General features: G+C 22.5%; 19 protein-coding genes and 1 tRNA gene. 10 read left to right on the top strand and 10 right to left on the bottom strand.

Annotated elements, in window-relative coordinates; all coding sequences use genetic code 11:
• Positions 1-281: 281 nt before the first annotated feature.
• A complete protein-coding gene (locus Lyticum_RS01055) occupies positions 282-1214 on the top strand; it encodes an MJ0042-type zinc finger domain-containing protein (protein ID WP_322498484.1) in 933 nt (310 codons plus the stop codon).
• 236 nt (positions 1215-1450) lie between these two features.
• Here Lyticum_RS01055 and Lyticum_RS01050 read toward each other — a convergent pair whose 3' ends face one another.
• The 3 genes from Lyticum_RS01050 to Lyticum_RS01040 form a co-directional block, all read right to left on the bottom strand.
• A complete protein-coding gene (locus tag Lyticum_RS01050; protein ID WP_322498483.1) occupies positions 1451-2152 on the bottom strand; it encodes a flagella basal body P-ring formation protein FlgA in 702 nt (233 codons plus the stop codon).
• 77 nt (positions 2153-2229) lie between these two features.
• On the bottom strand, positions 2230-3273 hold the full coding sequence (gene era / locus Lyticum_RS01045) for a GTPase Era (protein WP_322498482.1): 1044 nt from the start codon (positions 3271-3273) through the stop codon (positions 2230-2232).
• Between the two features lie 327 nt (positions 3274-3600).
• A tRNA-Met gene (locus tag Lyticum_RS01040) sits at positions 3601-3674 on the bottom strand.
• 329 nt (positions 3675-4003) lie between these two features.
• Here Lyticum_RS01040 and Lyticum_RS01035 point away from each other — a divergent pair.
• Positions 4004-5212 carry an acetate/propionate family kinase gene (locus Lyticum_RS01035; RefSeq protein ID WP_322498481.1) on the top strand — a complete coding sequence of 403 codons (1209 nt, stop codon included), beginning with the start codon at positions 4004-4006 and terminating at the stop codon, positions 5210-5212.
• A gap of 111 nt (positions 5213-5323) precedes the next feature.
• Here the strand turns inward: Lyticum_RS01035 and Lyticum_RS01030 are convergent, their stop codons facing one another.
• Positions 5324-5791 carry a polyhydroxyalkanoate synthesis regulator DNA-binding domain-containing protein gene (locus Lyticum_RS01030; protein ID WP_322498480.1) on the bottom strand — a complete coding sequence of 156 codons (468 nt, stop codon included), beginning with the start codon at positions 5789-5791 and terminating at the stop codon, positions 5324-5326.
• 78 nt (positions 5792-5869) lie between these two features.
• Here Lyticum_RS01030 and lgt point away from each other — a divergent pair, with 78 nt between their 5' ends.
• Together lgt and Lyticum_RS01020 are read left to right on the top strand one after the other, a co-directional pair.
• Entirely contained in the window at positions 5870-6673 is an 804-nt protein-coding gene (gene lgt / locus Lyticum_RS01025) for a prolipoprotein diacylglyceryl transferase (protein WP_322498479.1), read from the top strand.
• Positions 6674-6744: 71 nt separating this feature from the next.
• Positions 6745-7539 carry an ABC transporter substrate-binding protein gene (locus tag Lyticum_RS01020; RefSeq protein ID WP_322498478.1) on the top strand — a complete coding sequence of 265 codons (795 nt, stop codon included), beginning with the start codon at positions 6745-6747 and terminating at the stop codon, positions 7537-7539.
• A gap of 152 nt (positions 7540-7691) precedes the next feature.
• On the opposite strand, the gene Lyticum_RS01015 is transcribed toward Lyticum_RS01020, so the two are convergent.
• The 4 genes from Lyticum_RS01015 to mnmG form a co-directional block, all read right to left on the bottom strand.
• Complete coding sequence (locus tag Lyticum_RS01015; protein WP_322498477.1) at positions 7692-8333, bottom strand: hypothetical protein; 642 nt, start codon at positions 8331-8333, stop codon at positions 7692-7694.
• A gap of 179 nt (positions 8334-8512) precedes the next feature.
• The gene (locus Lyticum_RS01010; RefSeq protein ID WP_322498476.1) at positions 8513-9352 is read right to left on the bottom strand and encodes a ParA family protein; all 840 of its coding nucleotides are present in this window, start codon (positions 9350-9352) and stop codon (positions 8513-8515) included.
• A 155-nt stretch (positions 9353-9507) separates the two neighbouring features.
• Positions 9508-10143, bottom strand: a complete 636-nt coding sequence (gene rsmG, locus Lyticum_RS01005) for a 16S rRNA (guanine(527)-N(7))-methyltransferase RsmG (RefSeq protein ID WP_322498475.1) — start codon at positions 10141-10143, stop codon at positions 9508-9510.
• A gap of 17 nt (positions 10144-10160) precedes the next feature.
• A complete protein-coding gene (gene mnmG, locus Lyticum_RS01000; protein WP_322498474.1) occupies positions 10161-12221 on the bottom strand; it encodes a tRNA uridine-5-carboxymethylaminomethyl(34) synthesis enzyme MnmG in 2061 nt (686 codons plus the stop codon).
• Positions 12222-12484: 263 nt separating this feature from the next.
• Here mnmG and Lyticum_RS00995 point away from each other — a divergent pair, with 263 nt between their 5' ends.
• The 5 genes from Lyticum_RS00995 (at position 12485) to Lyticum_RS00975 (ending at position 17656) form a co-directional block, all read left to right on the top strand.
• On the top strand, positions 12485-13000 hold the full coding sequence (locus Lyticum_RS00995) for a 6-pyruvoyl trahydropterin synthase family protein (RefSeq protein ID WP_322498473.1): 516 nt from the start codon (positions 12485-12487) through the stop codon (positions 12998-13000).
• A gap of 271 nt (positions 13001-13271) precedes the next feature.
• Positions 13272-14864: a GTP cyclohydrolase II RibA gene (gene ribA / locus Lyticum_RS00990; protein WP_322498472.1), complete on the top strand. Its 1593-nt coding sequence runs from the start codon at positions 13272-13274 to the stop codon at positions 14862-14864.
• Positions 14865-14983: 119 nt separating this feature from the next.
• Entirely contained in the window at positions 14984-15586 is a 603-nt protein-coding gene (locus Lyticum_RS00985) for an RsmD family RNA methyltransferase (protein ID WP_322498471.1), read from the top strand.
• 75 nt (positions 15587-15661) lie between these two features.
• Positions 15662-16969, top strand: coding sequence for a ferrochelatase (hemH, locus tag Lyticum_RS00980; RefSeq protein WP_322498470.1), 1308 nt, complete (start codon positions 15662-15664; stop codon positions 16967-16969).
• A gap of 279 nt (positions 16970-17248) precedes the next feature.
• Entirely contained in the window at positions 17249-17656 is a 408-nt protein-coding gene (locus Lyticum_RS00975) for a YraN family protein (RefSeq protein WP_322498469.1), read from the top strand.
• A 206-nt stretch (positions 17657-17862) separates the two neighbouring features.
• Here Lyticum_RS00975 and Lyticum_RS00970 read toward each other — a convergent pair whose 3' ends face one another.
• Complete coding sequence (locus Lyticum_RS00970; RefSeq protein WP_322498468.1) at positions 17863-22161, bottom strand: FAD-dependent oxidoreductase; 4299 nt, start codon at positions 22159-22161, stop codon at positions 17863-17865.
• Between the two features lie 117 nt (positions 22162-22278).
• On the opposite strand from Lyticum_RS00970, the gene tsaD reads away from it, so the two are divergent.
• Complete coding sequence (gene tsaD, locus Lyticum_RS00965; RefSeq protein WP_407659025.1) at positions 22279-23337, top strand: tRNA (adenosine(37)-N6)-threonylcarbamoyltransferase complex transferase subunit TsaD; 1059 nt, start codon at positions 22279-22281, stop codon at positions 23335-23337.
• Between the two features lie 236 nt (positions 23338-23573).
• On the opposite strand, the gene alr is transcribed toward tsaD, so the two are convergent.
• On the bottom strand, positions 23574-24761 hold the full coding sequence (gene alr, locus Lyticum_RS00960; RefSeq protein WP_322498467.1) for an alanine racemase: 1188 nt from the start codon (positions 24759-24761) through the stop codon (positions 23574-23576).
• Positions 24762-24923: the final 162 nt, after the last annotated feature.

Raw genomic sequence — 24923 nt, 5'->3', positions numbered from 1 at the left:
AAATTTATTAACTATTTATTAACTGAATATGATATTATCATATATAATTTTAGCAATACACTATAACAAGTAGAAAGTATGATTTTATTAAAAAATGAAAATTAATTGAATTAAAATAATTTATTGATTATGTTAGCTATGTTTTGCTTTTGTTAAAATTTTTGTTGATATAGTTTTTTAAGTATTACTATAAAAAATAGTATATTTATGACTTAAATAATATAGTAAATCAATAATTTTACTTAAAAATAGTATATTATAAAATCTTTAAATTTATTAAAGTGGAAGATAATAAACATTTATATAAATATGATATTAGCTGTAAAAATTGTACAGCTATTCTTACTGTTAATATATCTGATATAGGAGAATCAGGAAGATTAGTCCGTTGTTCTGAATGTGACTATGAATGGGTAGAATATAAGCCTAATTTAGCTAAAGAAGAAAAAAATTACTCAGATCATAATAGACTTGCTTGTAAAGATATAGACAAACAAATACCAAATGATCACATTATCAATAATAATGTATTTACTAAAAAGAAAAATGATATTGCTAATATAACAGATCAAATCAATAAACAAAAAAATCAATATCCTATTTTTTATCCTAATAAGTCAGCAAATAATGGAATTATAACACCAAAATCTAATACATTAAATACATCTGATAATAGATTTAAAGTGAGAAAAGGAACTCATTATCTTGAATATCATAATTTAGGTAGATCTAAATCAATAACAAAATCTTCTTCATCTTGGTTTTTCACTATTATTATTAATATTCTTGTAACAACTATAATTATATTTGGAATAATTATTTATAATTTGTTTGATAAACAACCTATGATAAACACAATTTTCGAAAAAATTGGAGTTGATTTACATAAAAAAAATAATAATATTGCTATTTATAATATTAATCGGGAAGTTAAAGTTTTACCATATAAGAGTGATATAATACATATAACTCTTATTAATAATAAGAAAAATCCTGAGATTATTAAATCACTAAATATTTATTATTATAATAGAGGAGGGATTTGTGTTGCTTCTCATAATATACTACCTAATAAGGTAATTCGCCATGATGATAAAAGAAGTTTTATATTTTTTATTCCAACAGGAACAGTTGATATGATATCAGTAAAAGTAAATGGAATAACACTGATAAAATCTATATTAATTGATGATGTTCCTTTAACTGTGAAATAAAACTTATTAAAATAATAAATTAATAAATGTTTTTTATATTATTTAATAACTTCAACTATCCCAGCTTCAATAATTCTACAATTAATAACTTTATTGCTACTTATTATAAAATAATAAATTAATAAATGTTTTTTATATTATTTAATAACTTCAACTATCCCAGTTTCAATAATTCTACAATTAATAACTTTATTACTACTTATTATAAAATAATAAATTAATAAATGTTTTTTATATTATTTAATAACTTCAACTATCCCAGTTTCAATAATTCTACAATTAATAACTTTATTGCTACTTATATTTCTTACTTTAATAATATCACCAATTGATCCAGAATCCATAGCAATAGCTTGTGTTTCTATTTTTAATACTCCTCGTCTAAATCTAAGTATCACAGGTCTACCCGATATTATATCAAAATTTTGATAAATATTATTATAATTTTTATTTTTCGAAAAATTTTGTTGATTATAATTATTTTTGCTTAATTTTGTTCTTTCATTTGATTTTACTAAAATTTTATCAGATTTTTCTTTATAAACAGTATTTCTTAATAAAAATTTATTTTTTATTGAATTATCTGGAATATTAAAATGAATATCATCATTTATATTATCATTAATGCTTTTTTTTCTATCTACGATAGAAGATTTATTATTATCATTTATTTTGATCCTCTGTAATCGTATATTATGAAGATCTCTATTATATTTTTTATTTTCATATATATTTTTTTCTGTATTATTACCAATTATATAATTTTGTAATTCATTAATATCTGAAGAACTTTTTTCACAAATAAAACAAGAAGTATCTGCAAAAATATTTTTATGTATGAAAAAATATATAAATAAATATATAAATATGTTTATAGCTAATTTTAACAAATTATTCAAAAATTTAACACTTATACAATGCATATCAATATAATGCATATTATTTTTGTATTTTATGAATTTATATACATAATATTATATTTATAATATATAATATTTAATTATTTAACTTTTTATTAATTACTTAATTGTTTTATCCAATCTGGTTTTACTTTAACAAATAAAAAAAGATCAATATTTTTATTAAATTTCAGAGAAATTTTTTCTCTAGAGCTTATACCTATTTCTTTAATTCTCTTTCCATTTTCGCCTATAACAATAACCTTTTGAGAATTTTTAATAACGCAAATAGCTTGTTTTATAACTATTTTATCTATAGTTTCATTCCACGATTCAGTATAAATATGAATACTATATGGTAATTCTTTATTTAATTGAAGATATATTTGTTCTCTTGTTATTTCTTCAGCAATTTTTTGAGGTGTAAGATCAGTCTTACAATCATAATTCCATTCTCCTTGAGGACTAATTTGGCAAAGTGAAGATATTAGATTCTCAATTCCATCACCGGAAGTTGCAGATATATTGTGTATTTCATGAAAATCTTTTTTTATATAATTAATTATTTTTAAAATATCATGTTTATTTGGATATATCGCAAAATTATTATGATTATGTTTAAGATGTTCATTATATAAATCAAATTTATTAACCGCAAAAATCAAAGGAGAATTTTTTCTATTTTTTTTCATTAATGTACGATTTATATCAATAAATTCCCTCATTTCTGGACTCTGTGGTAAATCTTTGAGTTGATTTTGATTAATATTATCTATATCTGAATGATTCTTATTAGGAGAAATATCAGTATTATTATACTGAGACTGGTTGAGATATGTTATCTCATTCCGAAATACTCTTGTTATTTGCATTATATCTAATAAAAAAACTAAAATATCTGCATATTTAATACTGTTAATAGCATTTTTAACAATATATTTCTCTAAAAGATGATCTTGTCGTGGTTCAAAAAGCCCAGGAGTATCAATTAGTACAAGTTGAGTATTTTCATAATTCAAAATACCTTTGATAGAAAAACGAGTTGTTTGAACTTTATTTGTAACAATCGATAAATTATCTTTCATAAGATAATTAAGCAAAGTAGATTTACCTGAGTTTGGTTGTCCTATTATAGCAACAACTGATGTTTTAGTATCCATTACATTAAATTAATATTTAAAGATTTTATATTATTATTTTAAAAATCATACAGATATTTTATATAATGTTATAAATTAATATATTAGATAACATAAATATTGATAATAACTTTAAATCGATCAATATTTTAATTTTTATGCTATTTATATGCAAATAAGAGTCTTATTCTGATAAATCGAGTAAAAAAGCGATATTATATAAAAAGGATAAAAAATAGAAAAACAAAAATAGGATTTTTGCAGAAAAGTCAGCTTATGCTAATACAATAAACAATTAATAGCATGTAGATATACTATTAGTAATAAGTAAGTATAAATGAGGAAGGGTTGTGAGGGTAGGATTTGAACCTACGTCCTTCAGGTTATGAGCCTGACGAGCTACCAAGCTGCTCTACCTCACGTCAATAAAGCCTACATATTCTATTGTAATACAATTTTATTAATTACATGTCAATAAATAATTATAAATTATAGTTAAATTATAGTTAATTTATTTTAATGTAATTCTATTTAAAAAACAGTAAAATTTGTTTTATTAATCAAAAAATTAAAAATATTATTATTTATAATAAAAAAACATTTTTATAAAAAAAACTTAATATTTTAAAATTATATTATTATTAATATAATATTTGCAATTTTATAATAAAAAATATAAAATTATATATAAATATCATAATTTTATTTCAAATAAAATTTTTATGTCACAAAATAATCAATATTAATTTTTATGTCACAAAATAATCAATATTTTTTAATTATTAATGCTGGTTCATCAAGCGTTAAACTATCTGCAATTCCTGAAAATATATCATATACTTATTATAAAGCATTGATTGAAATTAATAATGTCACAGGAGAGAAAATTCTTTATTGTAAGAAAAATGATACATCAAAAAATTTTTCTTATGAAATTGATGTATTTTCCATTATTTCAGAATGGATTAAAGTAAATAATCTATCAATTAAAGCAATAGGACATCGTGTAGTTCATGGTGGACGTGAATTTACTGAATTAGTTGAAGTAAATGATAATGTAATAAAAAAAATTGACAATTTATCCATATTTGCTCCATTACATAATCCACATGCAGCAAGTTATATGAGAAGTATGATACCATTTAATTCAATTCAATTTGCATATTTTGATACAGCATTTCACTCTACAATCCCAGAAATAGCACATCGCTTGGCTATAGAAGAAAGATTTTATCAATCTGGAATAAGAAGATATGGCTTTCATGGTATAGCTTACGAGAGTATATTACATATATTAAAAAATCTAAATTCAGGGTTATCGAAAAAGAGAATTGTAGCAATACATTTAGGTAATGGATGCAGTATGTGTGCTATAAATTCAGGAAAAAGTATGGATACAACTATGAGTTTTACTCCTCTTGATGGATTGGTTATGGGTACTAGATCTGGATCTTTGGACCCTAGTATTGTTAATTATATAAGTCAATATTACAATATAACACCAAATGAAGTGATAAATATCTTAAATAAAAAATCAGGACTTTTAGGAATATCTGGTAAAAGTAGTGATATGCGTGATTTGATTATAGCTGCAAAGAATGATATTAAATCTAAAATGGCTATTGATATGTTTTGCTATAGAATTAGTCATTATCTTCATGCTTTTATTGGACTTATGCAAGGTGTAGATCTTATTATATTCTCAGGAGGAATAGGAGAAAATTCGTCAGAAATAAGAAATAAAATTATTGAGTCAGTAAAATGGCTTGGGATAGAAAATATAGATTACAATGAAGAACAACCTTTAGAATTGAAATTCAAAAAGAATAATAATAATAGTAATGATAGTAATATTAGATTTATTCATACAAATAATAGTAAATCTTCAATTGCAATAGCATATATTAATGAAGAAACAGTAATTGCAGAAAAAATTAAGAAAAAATTAAAAAATAGTTAAAATTTTATACTTTAACTTTTTTTTTATAGCTATATTTATAATGTGTCTTTTATATATTTATATAATATTTTGCTAGTAATAAAATATTATAGCAAATTTATTTAAATTCTTCTAGCTAAAATGTTGTCTGGCTAAATCAATTAATTGTTGAGTAAGATTTCTATTATAATCAGATAATTTTTGTATTTGTGTAAAAGAATCTATATGTCCATAAGATTTTTTATCAGAACTTTTATAAATACGTTGAACTTCTTTTAGGTAATTAATAATCAATTTAGAGTATTCTGTTATCCAATAATTCTCATTATTAAGTATTATTTCTACAACTTCTTGTACAACATCAGAATTATCTTTAATAGCGTTAACATTACTATTATTAGAATCTTTATGATTTAAATATTCTGCTAATGCATGTAGAACAGTAGTTACTGTTATATCAACTTCTGATTGAACGTCTACTATTTTTACTTTTATTCCTTCTTTTATCATTTTTATTAGATCATTATATACAATGTAGCACCCACTGGACATGTTATATAATCTTCTATTAATATATTTTTTAATTAACACTTTATTCATTTGTGATCTAATTGGTTGTTTTGATTAAATGCTTTTGTTATAGTGTAGAAACATAACCTGAAAATCTTTGCAAGAAAAATGAATTTTTTTTTTATTATAGAAACTGATAAAAAATTTTTTTCTATATATGGCATAAATTTTTATTGGTATGGTATGTCTTATGCAATAGGGTTTCTAATTAGCATGTTTATTATAAGAATATTAAATGAAAAAAGTAGCTATGTTGAAATTACTGATAAATCCCTAGATTCCCTATTTTTCTTCCTGATAATGGGAGTAGTACTTGGTGGTAGGATTGGCTATGTCTTATTCTATAATCCACTTCATTATTTGCATAACTTTAACGAAATATATAAAACATGGGAAGGTGGTATGTCATTTCATGGCGGGCTAATAGGAACAGCTCTAGCGTTAAAATTGTTTTGTGCTAAGCAAAAAATACAGTTCTCGAAGATATCTGACTTAGTTTGTGTATCTGTACCCATATCATTATTTTTTGGGAGAATAGCGAACTTTACAAATGGTGAACTTTATGGAAAACCCACAAATCTTCCATGGGCCGTTATCTTCAAAAGTATTGATAACATTCCAAGACATCCGAGTCAACTTTATGAAGCAATTACTGAAGGATTAATATTATTTATAATAATGATTTATTTATGGAATAAAAAAAGAAAGATCTGGAAAAGTGGTACATTCTCAGGGTGTTTTTTAATTTTTTATTCTATAATGAGAATTATATGTGAAATTTTCAGAGTTCCAGACTATCAGATAGGATATATTAAAAAATATTTTACTCAGGGACAAATTTTATCAATTATAATGATACTTTTTGGATTTTATTTTATTTATATTTGTAATAAAAAACAAAATTATATCTAAAATATAAAGCAAATTTTGCTAATTTCAATATTATTATAATAATTAAATAATTAAAATTATTTATAAAAAATATGAAAAAATTATTAGAAATCGTTCCTCTTATAACTTTGATTATCTTTACAATATTTCTTTTATCTAAAAGCAATTTTGGATCAAATAGAGGAGAATATAATATAGAACATTTAATTGTTGCTATGGGAGAAGAAGATTATTTTCCATTTAAATATTATGATAAAAAATTGAAGAAAAATGTTGGATTTGATATAGATTTTGCTATGGATTTAGGAGAAGAATTGAAAAAAAAAGTTCTTATTAAGAATATGCCTTTCGCAGATATAATAAATGCAGTGCATAAAAGAAAAGCACATATTGCGATATCAGCTATTTCTCCAGATAAAAATAGATCAAAATTAGTTGATTTTTCAGATATTTATTACTCATCGCCATTTTATCTAATATTTAAAAGATCAAATAAAATGTTTACTTTAGAAGATCTAAATAATAAAAAACTTGGAGTTGAAATTGGAACAAGTATGGAAAGTTATGTTAGAAATTATGTCAAAAATTATAAAATATTAATAAATATTATTCCATATTCAAGTTCTTATAAAGCTATAAAAGATCTTAATAATAATAATATAGATGCATTTATTACTGAAGAATTTCCTGCTTTAAAAGAAGCAATTAATTCTGATAAAAATTTAGCTATTCAGAAAATTCCACAAAGCTCTGGAGGATATGCGATCGCGATGCAACATGATTGGATATTATCTCATGATATAAATATTGCTATATCTAATCTTATGAAAAACGGAAAAATGAAAAGATTATACTCTAGATATGGTCTTTTATCATTAACAGATTAATTTTTAATCAAAATTACTACTATAATCAATGAATTGTGTTCAATATTATAATCTAATTTAATTTTTAATTATTATTTAAAATAAAAATAATATAAAATAAAAGATTAATGAAAGATTAATGAAAGATAATGAAAAATGGAAAAATGAAAAGATTATAGAATATTACCACTTATTCTACTAAGTAGATCATCTAATTCCTCTATATTATTACATTCTATACTAACAATATATTTATTTAAGTCTTTTTCGATTATTTTAACATTCATTTTCAATTCTTTTGATATTATTGATGCTGTAGTTAGTAAATCATTATCTATATCTATATCTTTATCTACTATATTATTTATATTATTGTTATCTAAATTTTTAGAAGAATATTGATTTTTATTTTCATATTCAAAATTATTATTATTTTTATCATTAAAATATTCTAATTGTTGATTCACTATTATTACAGGGATTTCATTTAGATTTGCTTTAAGTGCAGCATAATAATTTTCTTTTCCTTCAATAATTTTATAATTATTTTGATTTAATCTATAAACTTTTGTTATAGATGAAATACCTAATAATTTATTAATATTATTATCTTCATGAAAAGATTTTATATCAATTTCAGATGAATCTATAGATATATCTTTTATTTTGATATAATCAACTTTACAATTATTTTTTTGATTAAATATATCTTTATTTTTATCTATATCATCAAATATCTTTGATGCTTCTGAAAAAATAGATGATAGACTACGACCTAATTTATTTTTTAATAATTTTTCATTTTTTATTGACATATTTTATTAATCTGTTTAATTTTATAATTTGCAACATAATTTTACATATTTATTAAAATTTTAATTCTAAATTTTTTATTATTTAGATTTTTTAAAATAAATATTTTATTTGATTTTTTAAATATTAAATTAGTGATAAATAATAAATAATTATTAATTTATAATTAAAAAATTAACTTTTATTTAAAATCATTAACTTTAATTTTTGATAAAAATTCTTTTGCTAACATCATATACATAAGGGATCCAGCACAATACATATCATAAATTACTCCTGGTTTTCCATGAGATGAGGCTTCAGATAATTTAATATTACGAGGTATTATTGTATCATACACTAGATCTCCTAATTCTTTTCTTATCTCATCAATTATATCATTAGAAAATTGATTTCTTTTATCATGCATTGTTATAACTATGCCACAAATTTCCAGTTTACGATTTAAAGTTGATTGAATTTTCTTTATAGTATTGATAAAGTAAGCTAATCCTTCTAAAGCTAAAAATTCACACTGTAATGGTATAAGAATATAGTTCGCAGCAACCATAGCATTTACTGTTAAAATATTTATCGCAGGAAGACAATCAATAAAAATATAATCATATTTAATATAATTTTGATTAATATCTTGTTTATTATTATGAATATTAATTAAATTATTATATTTATACATCATATTCATAATTCTATCTTTTAAAATATATTCTTTATGCTTAAAAGATAATAATTCTCCTTGAGCTGATGCTAACTGTAAATTAGAAGGAGATACAAACATATTTGGTATATTTGTTTTTAATATTGATTCATTTATATCTATTTTACCAATAAGAACATTATATATAGAATTTAATCTTTTATCCTGACTAATACCCAAACATGTGCTTGCATTTCCTTGCGGATCCATATCTATAATTAAAACTTTTTTATTTAAAGCGCATAATGAAGTTGCTAAATTGACAGTTGTTGTTGTTTTCCCTACTCCTCCTTTTTGGTTTGCTACAGCTATTATTAATGTCATTTTGAATAAAAAATATTTAAATGTATTTAAATGTATATATGTATAGTATATATGTATATAAATAATAAATTTTCTAAATTTATTGATGAATTTTATATATAATAATATGAAAATATTGTTATCGTTGTATATTAAATAATAATTATAACTTATAATTATAACTTACTTATATCAGTAATAACTAAAATTATAGATTCATATTTATGTATATTTGAAAATACTTCTAATTTAAACTTGAAATATTTTCTAGCTTCAATAATTTCATTTTTATATGAAGGTCCTTTTAATAAAATAATTTTTAATGACGGAACATTTTTTATTGATAAATAACATATTGATAATAATTTTTTACAATTAGCAACAGCTTTAGCAATAAAAACTACATTAGAACTGTTTTTAATATATAATTCTCTACAATCTTTTCTTAGAACATTAATAGGTAATTTAAGGTCTTTAATAGTATAATTTAAAAAATCAATTTTTTTTTGCGTTACATCAACTAAGTATATTGATTTTATTTCAGTTAGAATTGCTAATGGGATTCCTGGAAGCCCTGCTCCTGTACCTATATCATATATTATATTGTTTTGCTCAAGATGTTGTGTAATTCCTAAAGAATCAATAATTAACCATTGAATATCAGATTTTTTGTTTTTTCTTGAAACTAAATTAATTTTTTTATTCCATTCTTCAATTAAATGAATATATCTTTCTATAAGGGAAAATTTCTCGAATCCAACTATTTTTAATAAAATATCTTCTGGATTTTGAATATATTTTGGATTATACATGTGATTTTTTTAATAAATTACTTATTTATAATCTTAGATATATGAAGACTTATAGCAATAACAGCTGTTGGTGTAATTCCTTCAATTAATAATAAATCTGCAATACTTCTTGGTTTATACTTATTTATTTTATAAATAACTTCATTTGACAATCCAGATATAACTGATGGATCAAATTCATCTGGAATAATTTGGTTTTCATTTTGTTTTAACATTGCAATATCATTTGCTTGTCTGCGATTATAGACAGCATATAAAGCTTTGCTATAAACTTTATGACGTATATCTTCAGGATATCTTTGATAAAATTTTTCTATTAATTGTTTATCATTTTTTTGATTAAAAACATGATTTTTATCATAATTTATATTATTATCTGCAATTATATCTGAATATAATGTTATTTCTTCATATTTTTTATTAAAATCTGGATTATTATTATCATCTGGATTATTATTATCAGTATAAGTAATATTAAGCGCTGCAATATTCCAAATATCATTATGATTAATACCTGGGATAGATAATATTTCAAATAAATTTTTTAATTTACCATCTGATTTAAGTGTCTTATATCCATTTATTACTTTATGAGGATGAACTAAAATTTTTTCTAATATTGATATCAATTCCTCTGTTTTTTGCTGTGCTAATATAGCAATTTTACTTCTTTCTTCACTAATAAGACCAATTTCCAAAACATTATTTATTAATCTTTCATCAGAATTTTCAGGTCTTAAAGATAAACGAAATTCTGCCCTTGATGTCATCATTCTATATGGTTCAGATACACCATGTCTTATTAAATCATTTATCATAACACCAATATATCCTTCGGACCTACTTATAATATATTCTTTATTTTTTAACCTTAAAGCAGCATTTATCCCAGCAATTATACCTTGTCCTGCGGCTTCTTCATATCCAGTAGTTCCATTTATTTGTCCTGCTAGAAAAAGTCCAGGAAAATTTTTAAGCTCTAATGTTGGTTTTAATTGTTGTGGATTAACATAATCATATTCAATAGCATATCCAAATCGCATAACTTCGATATTTTCTAATCCAGAAATACTTTTAAGTAATGCTAATTGGACTTCTTTGGAAAGAGATGTTGATATACCATTAGGGTATACTATATCACTATCTAATCCTTCCTGTTCTAAAAATATTTGATGTCTGTTACGATGTGGAAAGCGTACTATTTTATCTTCAATTGATGGACAATATCTTGGCCCAGAAGATGATATTATGCCAGAATACATTGGTGATGTAGATAAATTTTCTCTAATAATTTGATGTGTTTTTTCATTAGTTGTAGTTATATAACAGCTAATTTGTGGAGTTTTAATTTTATTTGTCAAACTAGAAAATGGAATTATAAAATCATCTCCTTTTTGTTCTTCTAATAAGTTATAATTAATTGAATCACGATATAATCTTGGAGGTGTTCCAGTTTTAAGGCGAGATACAGATATTCCCAATTGCCGAAGTTTATATGCTAAATTATTACTAGATTTTTCATTATATCTTCCACCACTTTGCGATATATGTCCTGTATGCATAATACCAGATAGAAATGTTCCAGTTGTTAAAATTACTGAATTACAATATATAATTTCGTATTTTTCTGAATATAAATCTAAATTAGCATCATATGAACATTTTACTCCTATTACTTTATTATTATCATTAAATATAATATCATTAACTTCAGCAAACTTTACAGTTAGATTAGAATAATTAAGAATAATATTTTGCATTGCACTCTTATATAATTTTCTATCAACTTGTGCGCGTGGTCCCCATACTGCAGGACCTCTACTACTATTTAAAGTTCTATAATGTATCATAGATAGATCAGTCGCTTTTGGCATTATACCATCTAAACTATCGATTTCTTTAACTATAATTCCTTTTCCTACACCTCCAATAGATGGATTACATGATAATTCTCCAATATTATCTAAACTAAAAGTAATTAGGCAAACTGATACTCCTAATCTAGCTGCTGCTGCCGCTGCTTCACAACCAGCATGTCCAGCACCAATTACTACAACTGAATAATCATTCGAAAACATAATTTTATAATATGATATAAAAATTTATATAATAAGATTTATATAATAAGAAATGAAAATAATATATTCTTTATCTAATATATTTATTGTATCAAAAACTTTTATTTATTAAAAAATAACTAATATCCTCACTATATCATTTATATTAATATGTATAACTATTTTTATGATTTATTTATATATAATGTTTTGTATTGACTTTAATTACTATAAAAAATAATTTTTAACATTAAAAATTTCAAATCTTTATATTATAAATAAATATGCCATATTGCACTAAAATATTTGAATTTTCTGCTGCTCATAGAATATATAATCATAATGGAAAATGTCGTAATCTACATGGTCATCAATATAAAGCTGAAATCACATTTTTTAGTGATAAACTCAATCAAATGGGAATGGTTATAGATTTTGGTGATATTAAATCAAAGGTTGGTGGTTGGATTATGAAAAATTGGGATCATAATACAATTCTTGGAATAAATGATTATGACTTAGGTAAAAATATATCATCGATAACAGGACAAAATATATATTATATGTCTTGTCCACCTACTGCGGAAGCAATGGCATATCATATGCTCCACGATATAATTCCAAATTTGATAATATTTGAAGATTTTTTATGTGATAATAAAGAACTAATATATAAAAAAGAATTACCTAAAACAGGTAATAAAATTATTTCAGAAAATTTAGAAAGAAAAGTTTTTTGCTATAAAGTAAAGATTTATGAAACAAGTAGTTCTTATGCAGAGGCAGAATTAATACATTAAATAAAATAATAACCTAATAACCAAAAAACAATAATTTGTTGTAAATTTGATATGAATCCAATCTATAATTTTATTTTAATATAATTAAATATTTATAGATATTTAGTAGAATATATAATTATATATATCATTGTTTATATGATTATTTGATTGAGATCTGAGATATATAGTAGATATATAATAAAGTAAATATTGTAAATTATAAAAAAAACTATAATTAAATTATTAAAATTATTAATTATAAAATATATTAATATTAAATTTAAATAATATGAAAATATACAACACTAACTATGATATCAATATGACTATAGCAAGAGCTGTTAGTGATCTACTATTAGGAATTCCAATATATATCTCAATAAAAAATAATTTTTTTGAGATTTTGGCTATAGATTCAATATCTAATAAGACTAATGTTGATATTCATTTAAATATCAAGAATTTTTTAAAAGAGAATAAAAAAATAAATATACCTAAAGAAAATAGTAATAAAATTGCTAATGAAAAAGAATTTGACTGTTATTTTTTATGTATACCACTTGTTATTGTTAATTTAATTTTAGAATACAATAAAACAGAAGATGATATAGAAGATAAAATAAAAAATATTCTAAAAACAAATTATTTTAAAGATGTTACTTTTATTCCAATATCTCCTGAAATTGATTATGAATTAGTACTAAATTCTATAAAAATTATATTAAATCATATTTTTTCTTTTTTTAAATATAAAAATCTAAATATATCAGAGAAAAATAATATATATTGTAATAATCAGGAAAATCAGGAAAAATCTGAGATTTTTTATAATTTTGAATTTTTTAATCAAATTGTTAATAATAATTCTTATGAAAAATCTTTATGTCTTAATAATATAAATATAAATGATTTTTCAAATTTTACTAAATTTTTACATGAGATAAGTAATATTTCAGAGATAATTCCAATATTTATAGTAAAATATCTAAATAATTTTATAGATAATCCTAAAAAAGATATATATAGTAGTAATATTAATATATTATCAAATGAAAAAACTTTATCTATAGGTTCTATCGGAAAAACACATATTATTATTGATAATATTTATAATACTAATTATACCAAAGAAAATGATATAAAAAATCACAAAGATAATCTAATAAATCAAGATTTTATAGAGGATAAAGAGAAAAATTTGACATTTTTCACTAATAACTTACCAATTGAATTAATTGCTGCGACACCAATAGAATTACATAAAAGTAATCTTGAAACTATTAATATTGATTTTTTAGTATTTAGACATTTTAATAAAGAACATTATGCTATAATTATTCCACCCTCAAAATCATCATTAAATTTAGAAAATAATTCAAAAGAAAACAGTAATATTAAAACAATTAGAGTTCATTCTGCTTGTTTTACAGGTGATTTAATGTGTAGTCTGCATTGTGATTGCTACTCACAGTTACATAGTGCTATTGATCTTATATCAAATGAATCATCAGGTGGAGCAGTCATATATCTCAATCAGGAAGGCCGTGGCATAGGATTAACAAACAAAATTAGGGCATATCATATGCAACAGAAATATAATTTGAATACTGTTGATTCAAACAGAATTCTTGGATTACCTGATGATAGTAGAGATTTTTATATTGCAGCTCAAATATTAAATTATTTAAAATGGGATGAAGTAAATATTTTAACAAATAATCCTGAAAAAAAGTTAGATATAATGAAATATGGCATAAAAATTAAAAATACTCACTATCATATTAGCAATAATTCAGAAAAACTTAGAAATTATTATATATCAAAAGCAAGAGATCTTAATCAAAAAATATTAGAAAAAATAATAAATTTTAATGACGAATAAAATAATTAATTTAGATAAAAAATTTCTATTTTAATTAATATTAAATATCTAAATAATAAATAACTTATATCAGTTAATTTGTACTTTTACCAATTTAATAAAATAATATTATATAATTAATGAGTTTAACTAGAATAATCGGTGGTAGATGGAAAAATAAGATTATAAAAACTAAATATAATACAAATAAATATAATACAAATAAGCAAATATTTAGACCTACAACTAGTAAAATACGTTCTGCTATATTCAATGTACTTGAGCATGATATGAAATTTCCACCTATTGTTTCTTCAAAATTTTTAGATATTTGTTCTGGTCCTGGATCATGCGGATTAGAGGCAGCATCTAGAGGAGCAGAAATGGTTTGTTTTATAGATAAAAGCAGAATATCAATTGGCTTAGTTCAATATAATGCAGAAAAATTAGGTATGTTAAAAAATAAAGATTATAATGTGATATTGGGAAATATCACAAAAATCTCTAATTTTTATTGTAAATATAATATTATATTTATTGATCCACCATATGATGAATTTGAGTCTATTATAAACATATCAGTTGAAAATTTAATAAAAAACTCTGTTTTTAGTGATAATTCTGTTTTTATTTGTGAGACTAATAATTCAAGTGTTAATATTAATAATAACAAATTATTACAAGTTCGTTGTGATAATTATGGAAAAACTTATATTCATTACTTTTTATGGCAGAATCTATAAATAATATAAAGTAATAAAAATTAATTTATATCAACTCCGTGATATCTTATAAAATATAAAAATATCTATAAAATCATGTCTATAAATAAGAAAATTGCTGTAATTTTGTGCAATCTTGGAGGACCATCATCATTGAAAGAAGTTAATAAATTCTTATTTAACCTTTTTTATGATCCAGCGATTCTTAATTTAAGAAATCCATTACGATGGATAATAGCAAAAATAATATCAAAACTACGAACAAAAAAAGCAAAATTGATTTATCAAAAAATTAATGGTAAATCACCAATATTAGAAGAAACAAGTGCACAAGCCATATCTCTAGAAGTAATGCTAAATAGAGTTGATAATGAAAAAACTTTTGAAACTCATGATGATGAATTAAATGATAAATTAGATGAAAATAATAAAAATAATAATAAATTGGATGAAAATAATAAAAAAATAAAATTAGAAAAAAAACTATATTCAGAGATATATAATGATTATTTTAAAATTTATAATATAAATCAAGAAAAAAAAAAGAAATTATCACCATTTTTACAAAAACAAGATCCTCAAATAGATAAAGATAAAAATGTCTTTTTAAACAGAATAAATAAGCAAAAAGAAAATAACAAAAAAGAAGACTATAAAAATCACTATAAAGTATTTATTGCAATGCGTTATACAAAACCGTCTGCAAAAGATGTTATCTACAATTTATTGGAATATAATCCTGATGAAATAATTATATTACCTCTTTACCCACAATTTTCAAATTCAACTTCTGGTTCTTCTATAAAAGAATTAATTAGCTTAATTAATAAGAATTTTCATAAAAAAATATCGGTAAAAACGATTGAATGTCATTTTTGGCACCATCTTTTCATCAAATCTCATGTAAAAATTCTTTATTCTATACTGATTGAAGTTGTAAATTCTGATAAACTATGTAAATCAAAATCACTACCACTTATATTATTTTCAGCACATGGATTACCACAAAAAATGATAGATAGTGGTGACCCTTATGAAAATCAAATGAAGATGTGTATAGAATTAATTATGAAAGAATTACATAAAAAATGTAGAGAGGGAGGATATAATAAAAATTTAAATTATAAATTATGCTATCAGAGCAAAGTAGGAGCTAGTTTTGTGAAATGGCTTGGTCCTAACACAGAAGATGAAATTGTACAAGCAAGCAAAGAAAAACAAGGAATTATTATTGTTCCTATTTCATTTGTATCTGAGCATTCCGAGACATTAGTTGAATTAGATATTGATTATGCTCAAATAGCAGAAGATAATCAAATTCCTTATTATATTAGGGCTAAAACATTGAGTATAGAACCTAATTATATAAATTGTTTAATAGATCTAGTAAAAAATAGTTTTTAATAGAATTATGAATTTTGAGTTATAATCAAAAACTATTTTACTAATATTATTATATTTTTTATATATTATCTAAAATTTATATATAATATACAATCCAAATTAATATTTAATTTTATTTTATATAATAATTAATAAATAAGAAAGATAAATAAAAACAGTTATAATTATAGCAATACTTCCTATATTCTATCTATTGTAGTTGTATAAAATTTTAGGGATTTTTATTAGTATATAAGTATATATAAGAAAGTATATATAAGATTATTGATAATCGAAAATATGATAAAAAATAAAAGTAAAAAATCTATTAATTTTAAATATGGTTTAATTGCTGAAAATATTGCTGCGGAATTTTTAGAAAATAAAGGATATAAAGTATTATGTAGAAGATATAAAAAATTTGGTATCGGAGAAATAGATTTAATACTTTTTAATAATATCAAAAAAGAGTTTCTTATTGTTGAAGTAAAAGGTCGTAAAAGTCTAAATTTAAGTAAAAATCCACATGAAATCACAAATAAATTTTCTAATTTTATAGAATCAGATAAATATAATAATATAATTCATAATATAATTAGGTATAGTCAATTAAAAAAAATTTATCAATGTGCAGAAATTTTTATTTCTGAATTAAAAGAATTTATTGATAAATTATATAACGGAAAAAATCTTTATAACGATCCTTAGAATAATTAAAAATAGCATTAATATACCTAATTTTGTAACTAATTTTATTAATGAAGTAATTGCTGATGATAAGTATATTAATATAAATTTATGGTCAATACGTATTGATTTTATAGTAATTATTAATCAAACTATTGTAAAATGGATAAAAAATATAAATATGTAATATAAATAATATAAATTTAAAATAATTAATAAATATGTATTCATAATAAATTTATCCAAATTAAATTTTGTTTTTCTATAAGAGAATTCTGACTTAAGCGATTTTTAAGTAATTTAAAATCAATTCTATCTAATTTCTGATCTTGATTTATACAACTAAAAATATATTTTACTTCGTTTGAATCTGGATTATAATCTGCTTGTAAGCATTGTCCACATATTCCACCCATCATACATTGCATTGGTGAATTTACAGATGCATATGCTTCATGATTTTTCTTTAATACTGTAGATAAATATCCATTTTTCCTGGATTCAGCAACAGCACCCATCATAGATGCAGATCCTGCAACAAATATTCTATCAATATCAGTTAAGTATATTGGTAATCTAATAGATCTAGATTTTGTATCTAATTTTTGACAATATTTATGATATAATTCAATAGATTGAATAATATTTCCTTGAAATGAAATATCATTTTTATTGTTAATAGGAATAATTCCTTCTTCACAACTCCAAACTACAATATCTGCATCAATATCATATATTTTTGGTTTATCATATAATTTCCTATAACCAGAGAAATATATAATTTTACATCCATTAGATTTCATGCTTGAAGCTATAGATAAAAGAACTGCATTACCTACTCCACCACCTACTAACATCACTGTTTGATTCTTAACAATCTGAGTTGGAGTCCCACTAGGACCCATAAGAGCTACAGACTGTCCTGGTACAATATACCGACAAATACTTGATGTTGCACCAATTTGTAATATATGAAATGTTATTACTCCATTTTCTATAGCAACTCCTGTAAGAGCTAATGGTTCCATAAATAATGGATTAAAATGATCATTAGAATATGATTGTAAACGAAAAAATTGACCAGGATGAAAATTTTCTGCTGCAATAGGAGAATAAACTTTTAATTCTATAATACCATTTAAATCACTATTAAAATCATTATTGTTAATAATTTTATCATTCTTGATAATTTTTATACTTTTTACAAAACTTAATAAATTTTTATCAAAAAAAGAAAATATATTTTGAAAATTAGTTAAATTATTAGATTTCAATAAATTTGTATATGAAAATTTATGTTTGTGTGAAAAATATATTTCTAAAGCAGCTTTTTTAGCACTATTCATCGCTTTAACAACACTTCCAGTGTATAATGGATGCATATCTCCAATAATACTTGTTTTTACAGGAGATATTTCAGATAATTCAAATATTTTATTTTTTGAAAAGTTTTTTATATTAATATTATTATTGTTAATATTTTCTAAATCTATTTTATCATCAGATATTTTTGTATTATCTTTTGATATTATTCTATCTAATTGAAAGTTTTCAATACCAACAGCTATTAATATAGTCTTGCCTAAAATTGAAAATCTTATTTGATTTATATCAATACATTCTAAACCACAGCATTTTCCATACTTATTGACAGATATTTTAACTACTTCAACGTTTTCAATAAATTCTACTCCTTCTTTGATTGCTTCAAAAAGCTCTTTATGATTATACCTATACGCAGGAGAATCTATCATTCTTTTTCTATATAAAATAGAACATCCACCAAATTCTTTTAATAATTTTCTTTGTTTTTCTGGATTTTGTTTAAGTTTATTAGCATGATCAAGAAATATTGAAGATAATTGTAATTCTTCTGTATTTCTAGAATCTTCACTGTTATCTTCTGTATTTCTAGAATCTTCACTGTTATTTTCTGTATTTCTAGAATCTTCACTGTTATTTTCTGTATTTCTAGAATCTTCACTGTTATCTCCTGTATTTCTAGAATCTTCACTGTTATTTTCTGTATTTCTAGAATCTTCACTGTTATCTTCTGTATTTCTAGAATCTTCACTGTTATCTTCTGTATTTCTAGAATATTTACTGTTATTTTCTGTATTTCTAGAATATTTACTATTATCTTCTGTATTTCTAGAATATTTACTGTTATCTTCTGTATTTCTAGAATATTTGTTATTATTTTTTATATTTATATTTTTTTTTTGATTAATTATATCATTCCTTTCTGCAAATTTTTCAACTTGAAAAGCATAATAATTTAAACTTTCTGCTGCTGCATCTACTGCTGTTAATCCACCGCCAATAACTAAAATTGGTAATTCTATTTGAAGACTAGCAGTACTATTTTTATGAGTATGATTCATAGTTTGAAGACTCATCAAAAAATCTGAAGCCGTACGTACTCCGTTAGCTAAAATATTATCTAATACTTTACCTTGATATGTTGGTAATCGTGGTGTTCCTGCTCCTAATGCTAAAACTAAATGATCAAATCCTAATTCAACAATTTTTTTATAAGTTATTGTTTTTCCAAAAAAAATACTTCCATATAGACGAAAATTTTTATCTCTTTCAAGAATAATTCTAATTACTCGTAAATAATTTTTATTCCATCTGGCTGTTATACCATATTCCATAACACCACCAAAACCTTCAGGCTGACGGTCGTTTAAATTTCCAAATATTTCATTTATATTAATTATTTGATGAAATATATTATTATTTTTATCAATATCGATATTATTTGTATTAATATCAGTATTTTTATTTATATAATTATTATTATACTGATTATAATTATTATTATTATATTTATCTGGATCTATCCATTTTGATGGTAAAGGCTCTATTTTGCATCCATCAATTAGTACAACTTTTATTCCAAATCTTAATAAATAATATGCTATTGTAAAACCTGCAGGACCAGCCCCTACAACTAAAATCGTTGGTGCAGAGTCGGAGTCGTAACTTGGTAATGGTAATGGATATTTTATATTAAGAGGATTCCATCTTGTAAGTAAACTATATATCTCAAAACCCCATGGCAAATTCAAAGTATCATCGAAAATACTCGTTTCAATAAGAGGAATATCTACAGGATCTTTTGTCTGGTAAATGCAAGAATTAGTACAATCATTACATATTCTATGACCTGTTGCTGCAAGTAATGGATTATCAACCATTGCAATGGCTAAGGCACCAATAATGTTACCTTTAGTTTTCAAAAAATTCATTTCTGATATTTTTTCATCTAGAGGACATCCAAATAAATCAATACCTAACGGATTTTTCATGTATGATTTAGTAGAATTTATATTATTATTTACTGAATAATGATTATTATTTATATTTTTTGATATATTATCATTATTTTTATTATTATGTTTTATAGGTACCGTCATACCCTTTGAACATGAATCTTTTTCTCTATTATGACAAAATAAACAATGATGCGCATTCATACTTGATTTTTCATCAGTCATTTCATAATCATTATGAAAAAATCCATATCTATTATGAAGTATATTTTCTGATAAAGTTATTGTTCTAACTGAATTTAAATCATTTATGTTAGTTTCTTCATTGTTTTCTTGATTTTTAGTTCTTTTTTCATTTATGTTAGTTTCTTCATTGTTTTCTTGATTTTTAGTTCTTTTTTCATTTATGTTAGTTTCTTTATCAAAATTCCAGCTTTCTGATATTAATTCAGGAATTAATTTTTGATAATCACGAGATTTTATTAAATAAAATAATTGGCTATTTTTATGTCTTTTTTGACCATTTATATCATTTATTGCCCAGAAAGCATAACTCAAAAAATAAGGTAATTCAGAGGAATTATCAGTAAGAGATAAGGCTTTTTGTGAAAATTTCAATTCAAATTCTACGTTATTTTTTAATTTTAGCTTCTCATTTTTTGATGTATATTTTAATATATAATCAGAATTATTTTTATAATTCTCTATAATATTTTCACTAAAATCATTCCATTTTATACCCAATTCAGATAATTTTTCTTCTGATATTTGATAATCTGGTAAATTTAATTTATTAAGATATGGAACTCTTTTTTGAATAAATGTTTTTCTACACTTTTGAATTGTAGATAAATCTAGATCTCTCATAAAAAGTGCACTAATATCATTATTTATACCAAAAAGATCAGATATATATAACTCTAATAAAGGAGCTAATTTTATTAATAAATCTGATTCATCAAATAAAAATGTTTCTGATTCAAATGTATTAATACCACCAATACCACTAGTACTAATATTTTCTTGATTTAATGAAAAATTTTCTTCTTTAATTTGAAAAATTTGTTCATTATTAAATTCAGATTTTTCTTTAATTTGAGATTGAATTTTAATATATAAAAGATATAATTCAGGATTAATATCTTTAATAAATTGTAAAAAATCTTTATGTATTGATAACAATCCCTCGTAATTATATAAATCAGAGAAATTAAATTTTTTGTTATTTAAAATTTGATTATTATTCATTATCTAATTTATTTTAAAAAAAATAAATAATTAATTAAAATTAAATGCATTTATATTATAAAAGTTTATGAATGCCAATAATCTAATAACTATATTCGTATAACTTCACACTCACCTATAATAACTATACTAGGTATAGAAACAAGCTGTGATGAAACAGCAGCAGCAATTGTTCAAAGTAATAGAAAAATACTAAGTCATATTGTTCATAGTCAAAATCATCAAGAATATGGAGGAGTTGTACCTGAAATTGCAGCAAGAGATCATATGGCTAAACTTCCAGAGATTATAAATAATACTTTAATTAAAAGTGGATTAAATAGTTGGAATAATATAGATGCTATTGCAGTTACAACAGGACCTGGACTCGTTGGTGGTCTCATCACTGGTATTATGGTAGCTAAAGGTATAGCATCCGGATTATCTATACCATGTATTCCAGTAAATCACCTTGTGGGTCATGCTTTAACACCTAGATTAATTAAAAATATAAGTTTTCCATATCTTCTACTGTTAGTTTCAGGAGGACATTGTATAATTGCTGTCGTTTATTCCGCATTAAAATATCATATCTTAGGACAAACTCTTGATGATGCCGCTGGAGAAGCATTTGATAAAGTGGCAAAGATGTTAGGTCTAAATTATCCTGGAGGACCATCAGTAGAAAAAGCTGCACTCACTGGAGATACTAAATCTTATAATTTACCAGAACCATTTGCTAATACAGATCATTGTAATTTTTCGTTCTCTGGATTAAAAACAGCTGTAAATCGTATAATTATAAAAAATACTAATAATATAAATAAAAAATTTATATCTGATATTTGTGCATCATTTCAATCAACAGTTGCTAAAATTATAGTTGGAAGACTAAAAAATGCTATATTCTTAACTAAAAAAATACCTATTCAAAGCTTAGTAGTATCTGGAGGAGTTGCTGCAAATAAATATATTAGAGATGAGATACAAAATTTAGCTTACAAATACAATCTCGAATTACATATTCCACCATTATCATTATGTACAGATAATGGAGCTATGATAGCTTGGGCAGGAATAGAAATGATTTATAGTGATATTAATTATCATGAAAAGAATATTAATAATATAATTGAATTATACAAAAATTATGATTTTGCCCCTAGATCACGCTGGCCACTGGATTTAATATTTTAATTAATAATTTTTAGTTAATTAAAATTAATAATTTTATTCTTTTATATAAAAAATATTATATTTTAATATTATTAAATTTGTTTAGTTAATTAATAACTTTTGGTTAATCAATAACTTTTGGTTAATTAAAATTAATAATTTTATTCTTTTATATAAAAAATATATTATATTTTAATATTAAATTAAATAATTATTAATATAAATAAAAAAACTTATTTATTTAAGATTTTATATAATTATTCTACAATAGAATGACTTACTCTATGTGTTTGAATTGATGTTAAAATATTCCATACAATATCATTTGTATAAGAGCATATATCTTCAACTAATATATTATCATCACCCCATAAAATAACATCATCTCCTACAGATGCTTCTGGGCAATTTTCTATATCAACAGTAATCATATCCATAGAAATTCTACCTACTATTTTACATATCTTTCCTCTAATTATTATAGGAGCACCATCAGTAGTAGTAATAGGATAACCATCTCCATAACCACATGATATAGTTGCAATCCTAGATTGTTTATTTAAAATATATCTAGCCATATAACCGACTGAAGATCCTTTTTCTCTTTCTTGAATTGACATTATCCTTGATTTTAGCTTCATTACTGGCAATAAATTTAAATTATTACTTCTGACTCCTTCAATAGGACTAACACCATATAGTGCTATTCCTGGTCTAACAAAATTATAATAACTTGTAGGAAAATTAAAAATACCAGCAGAATTAGCCATACTATATTCTGTATTTTTATTTTTTATAAAATTTTCAAATAAAATTATTTGTTTTTGATTTAATTCATTATATATATCATCAGCACAAGCAAAATGTGAAATTATTCTTATAGGTTTAATAATATTAAGATTAGATAATAAATAATTATATATAACTTCTGCTTCTTCTAATTCAAACCCTATTCTTCCCATTCCAGTATTTATTTTAATCCATGCTTTTATAGCATTATCAGTATAATTATTAATGTTAGTTTTACTGTTTTTGATATCATTTTTGATATCATTTATTGTATTATTAATATCAATTTTACTTAGATAATTGAAGTATTTAAATTTAGTTTCCTGTAACCATTTTATTTGTTGATTGTTGTTAAAAACAATATGGAAACCATATTCATAAGCAATGATAATTTCATCCTTATCGAAAATTCCCTGAATTAACATAATTTCAGATTTAATACCATTTTTCTTGAGAAGAATAGCTTCATCTATCGATGAAACAGCAATAATATCAACCATATCATCGATTAAATTCCCAATTAATGCTAAAGAATGACCATAAGCATTGCATTTCAGCATAGCAATAATTTTAGATGGAAAAACAATTTCCTTAATAATATTAATATTATGATATAAGTTTTTTTTCGATATTTCAGCTTTTACTAAACGTGTCATTTAAAAATAATTTTATGATTTTTATTATTATAATGATTCAAAAAATTAAATATTTTATGCTTATATATTCTTATATATTCCAATATAGTTAAAATAAAATATATTCTAATTTCAATTTTTAGTTGTATAATTATATTTAATTAAATATTAAAAAAATTTAAT

The organism is Lyticum sinuosum (genome assembly GCF_034471385.1).
GTDB classification, from domain to species: domain Bacteria; phylum Pseudomonadota; class Alphaproteobacteria; order Rickettsiales; family Midichloriaceae; genus Lyticum; species Lyticum sinuosum.
Note: the sequence above shows the minus strand (reverse complement) of the source record. Positions and strands in the feature narration are given on the sequence as shown.

Bases quoted from the DNA above. Each gene is read 5' to 3' on its own strand.
- alr (WP_322498467.1), bottom strand. From the start codon at position 24,761: ATGACACGTTTAGTAAAAGCTGAAATATCGAAAAAAAACTTATATCAT.
- Lyticum_RS01030 (WP_322498480.1), bottom strand. From the start codon at position 5,791: ATGAATAAAGTGTTAATTAAAAAATATATTAATAGAAGATTATATAAC.
- Lyticum_RS01035 (WP_322498481.1), top strand. From the start codon at position 4,004: ATGTCACAAAATAATCAATATTTTTTAATTATTAATGCTGGTTCATCA.
- Lyticum_RS00975 (WP_322498469.1), top strand. From the start codon at position 17,249: ATGATAAAAAATAAAAGTAAAAAATCTATTAATTTTAAATATGGTTTA.
- Lyticum_RS00970 (WP_322498468.1), bottom strand. From the start codon at position 22,161: ATGAATAATAATCAAATTTTAAATAACAAAAAATTTAATTTCTCTGAT.
- hemH (WP_322498470.1), top strand. From the start codon at position 15,662: ATGTCTATAAATAAGAAAATTGCTGTAATTTTGTGCAATCTTGGAGGA.
- Lyticum_RS00995 (WP_322498473.1), top strand. From the start codon at position 12,485: ATGCCATATTGCACTAAAATATTTGAATTTTCTGCTGCTCATAGAATA.
- Lyticum_RS01020 (WP_322498478.1), top strand. From the start codon at position 6,745: ATGAAAAAATTATTAGAAATCGTTCCTCTTATAACTTTGATTATCTTT.
- era (WP_322498482.1), bottom strand. From the start codon at position 3,273: ATGGATACTAAAACATCAGTTGTTGCTATAATAGGACAACCAAACTCA.
- Lyticum_RS01015 (WP_322498477.1), bottom strand. From the start codon at position 8,333: ATGTCAATAAAAAATGAAAAATTATTAAAAAATAAATTAGGTCGTAGT.
- rsmG (WP_322498475.1), bottom strand. From the start codon at position 10,143: ATGTATAATCCAAAATATATTCAAAATCCAGAAGATATTTTATTAAAA.
- lgt (WP_322498479.1), top strand. From the start codon at position 5,870: ATGAATTTTTTTTTTATTATAGAAACTGATAAAAAATTTTTTTCTATA.
- ribA (WP_322498472.1), top strand. From the start codon at position 13,272: ATGAAAATATACAACACTAACTATGATATCAATATGACTATAGCAAGA.
- Lyticum_RS01050 (WP_322498483.1), bottom strand. From the start codon at position 2,152: ATGCATTATATTGATATGCATTGTATAAGTGTTAAATTTTTGAATAAT.
- mnmG (WP_322498474.1), bottom strand. From the start codon at position 12,221: ATGTTTTCGAATGATTATTCAGTTGTAGTAATTGGTGCTGGACATGCT.
- Lyticum_RS01010 (WP_322498476.1), bottom strand. From the start codon at position 9,352: ATGACATTAATAATAGCTGTAGCAAACCAAAAAGGAGGAGTAGGGAAA.
- Lyticum_RS00985 (WP_322498471.1), top strand. From the start codon at position 14,984: ATGAGTTTAACTAGAATAATCGGTGGTAGATGGAAAAATAAGATTATA.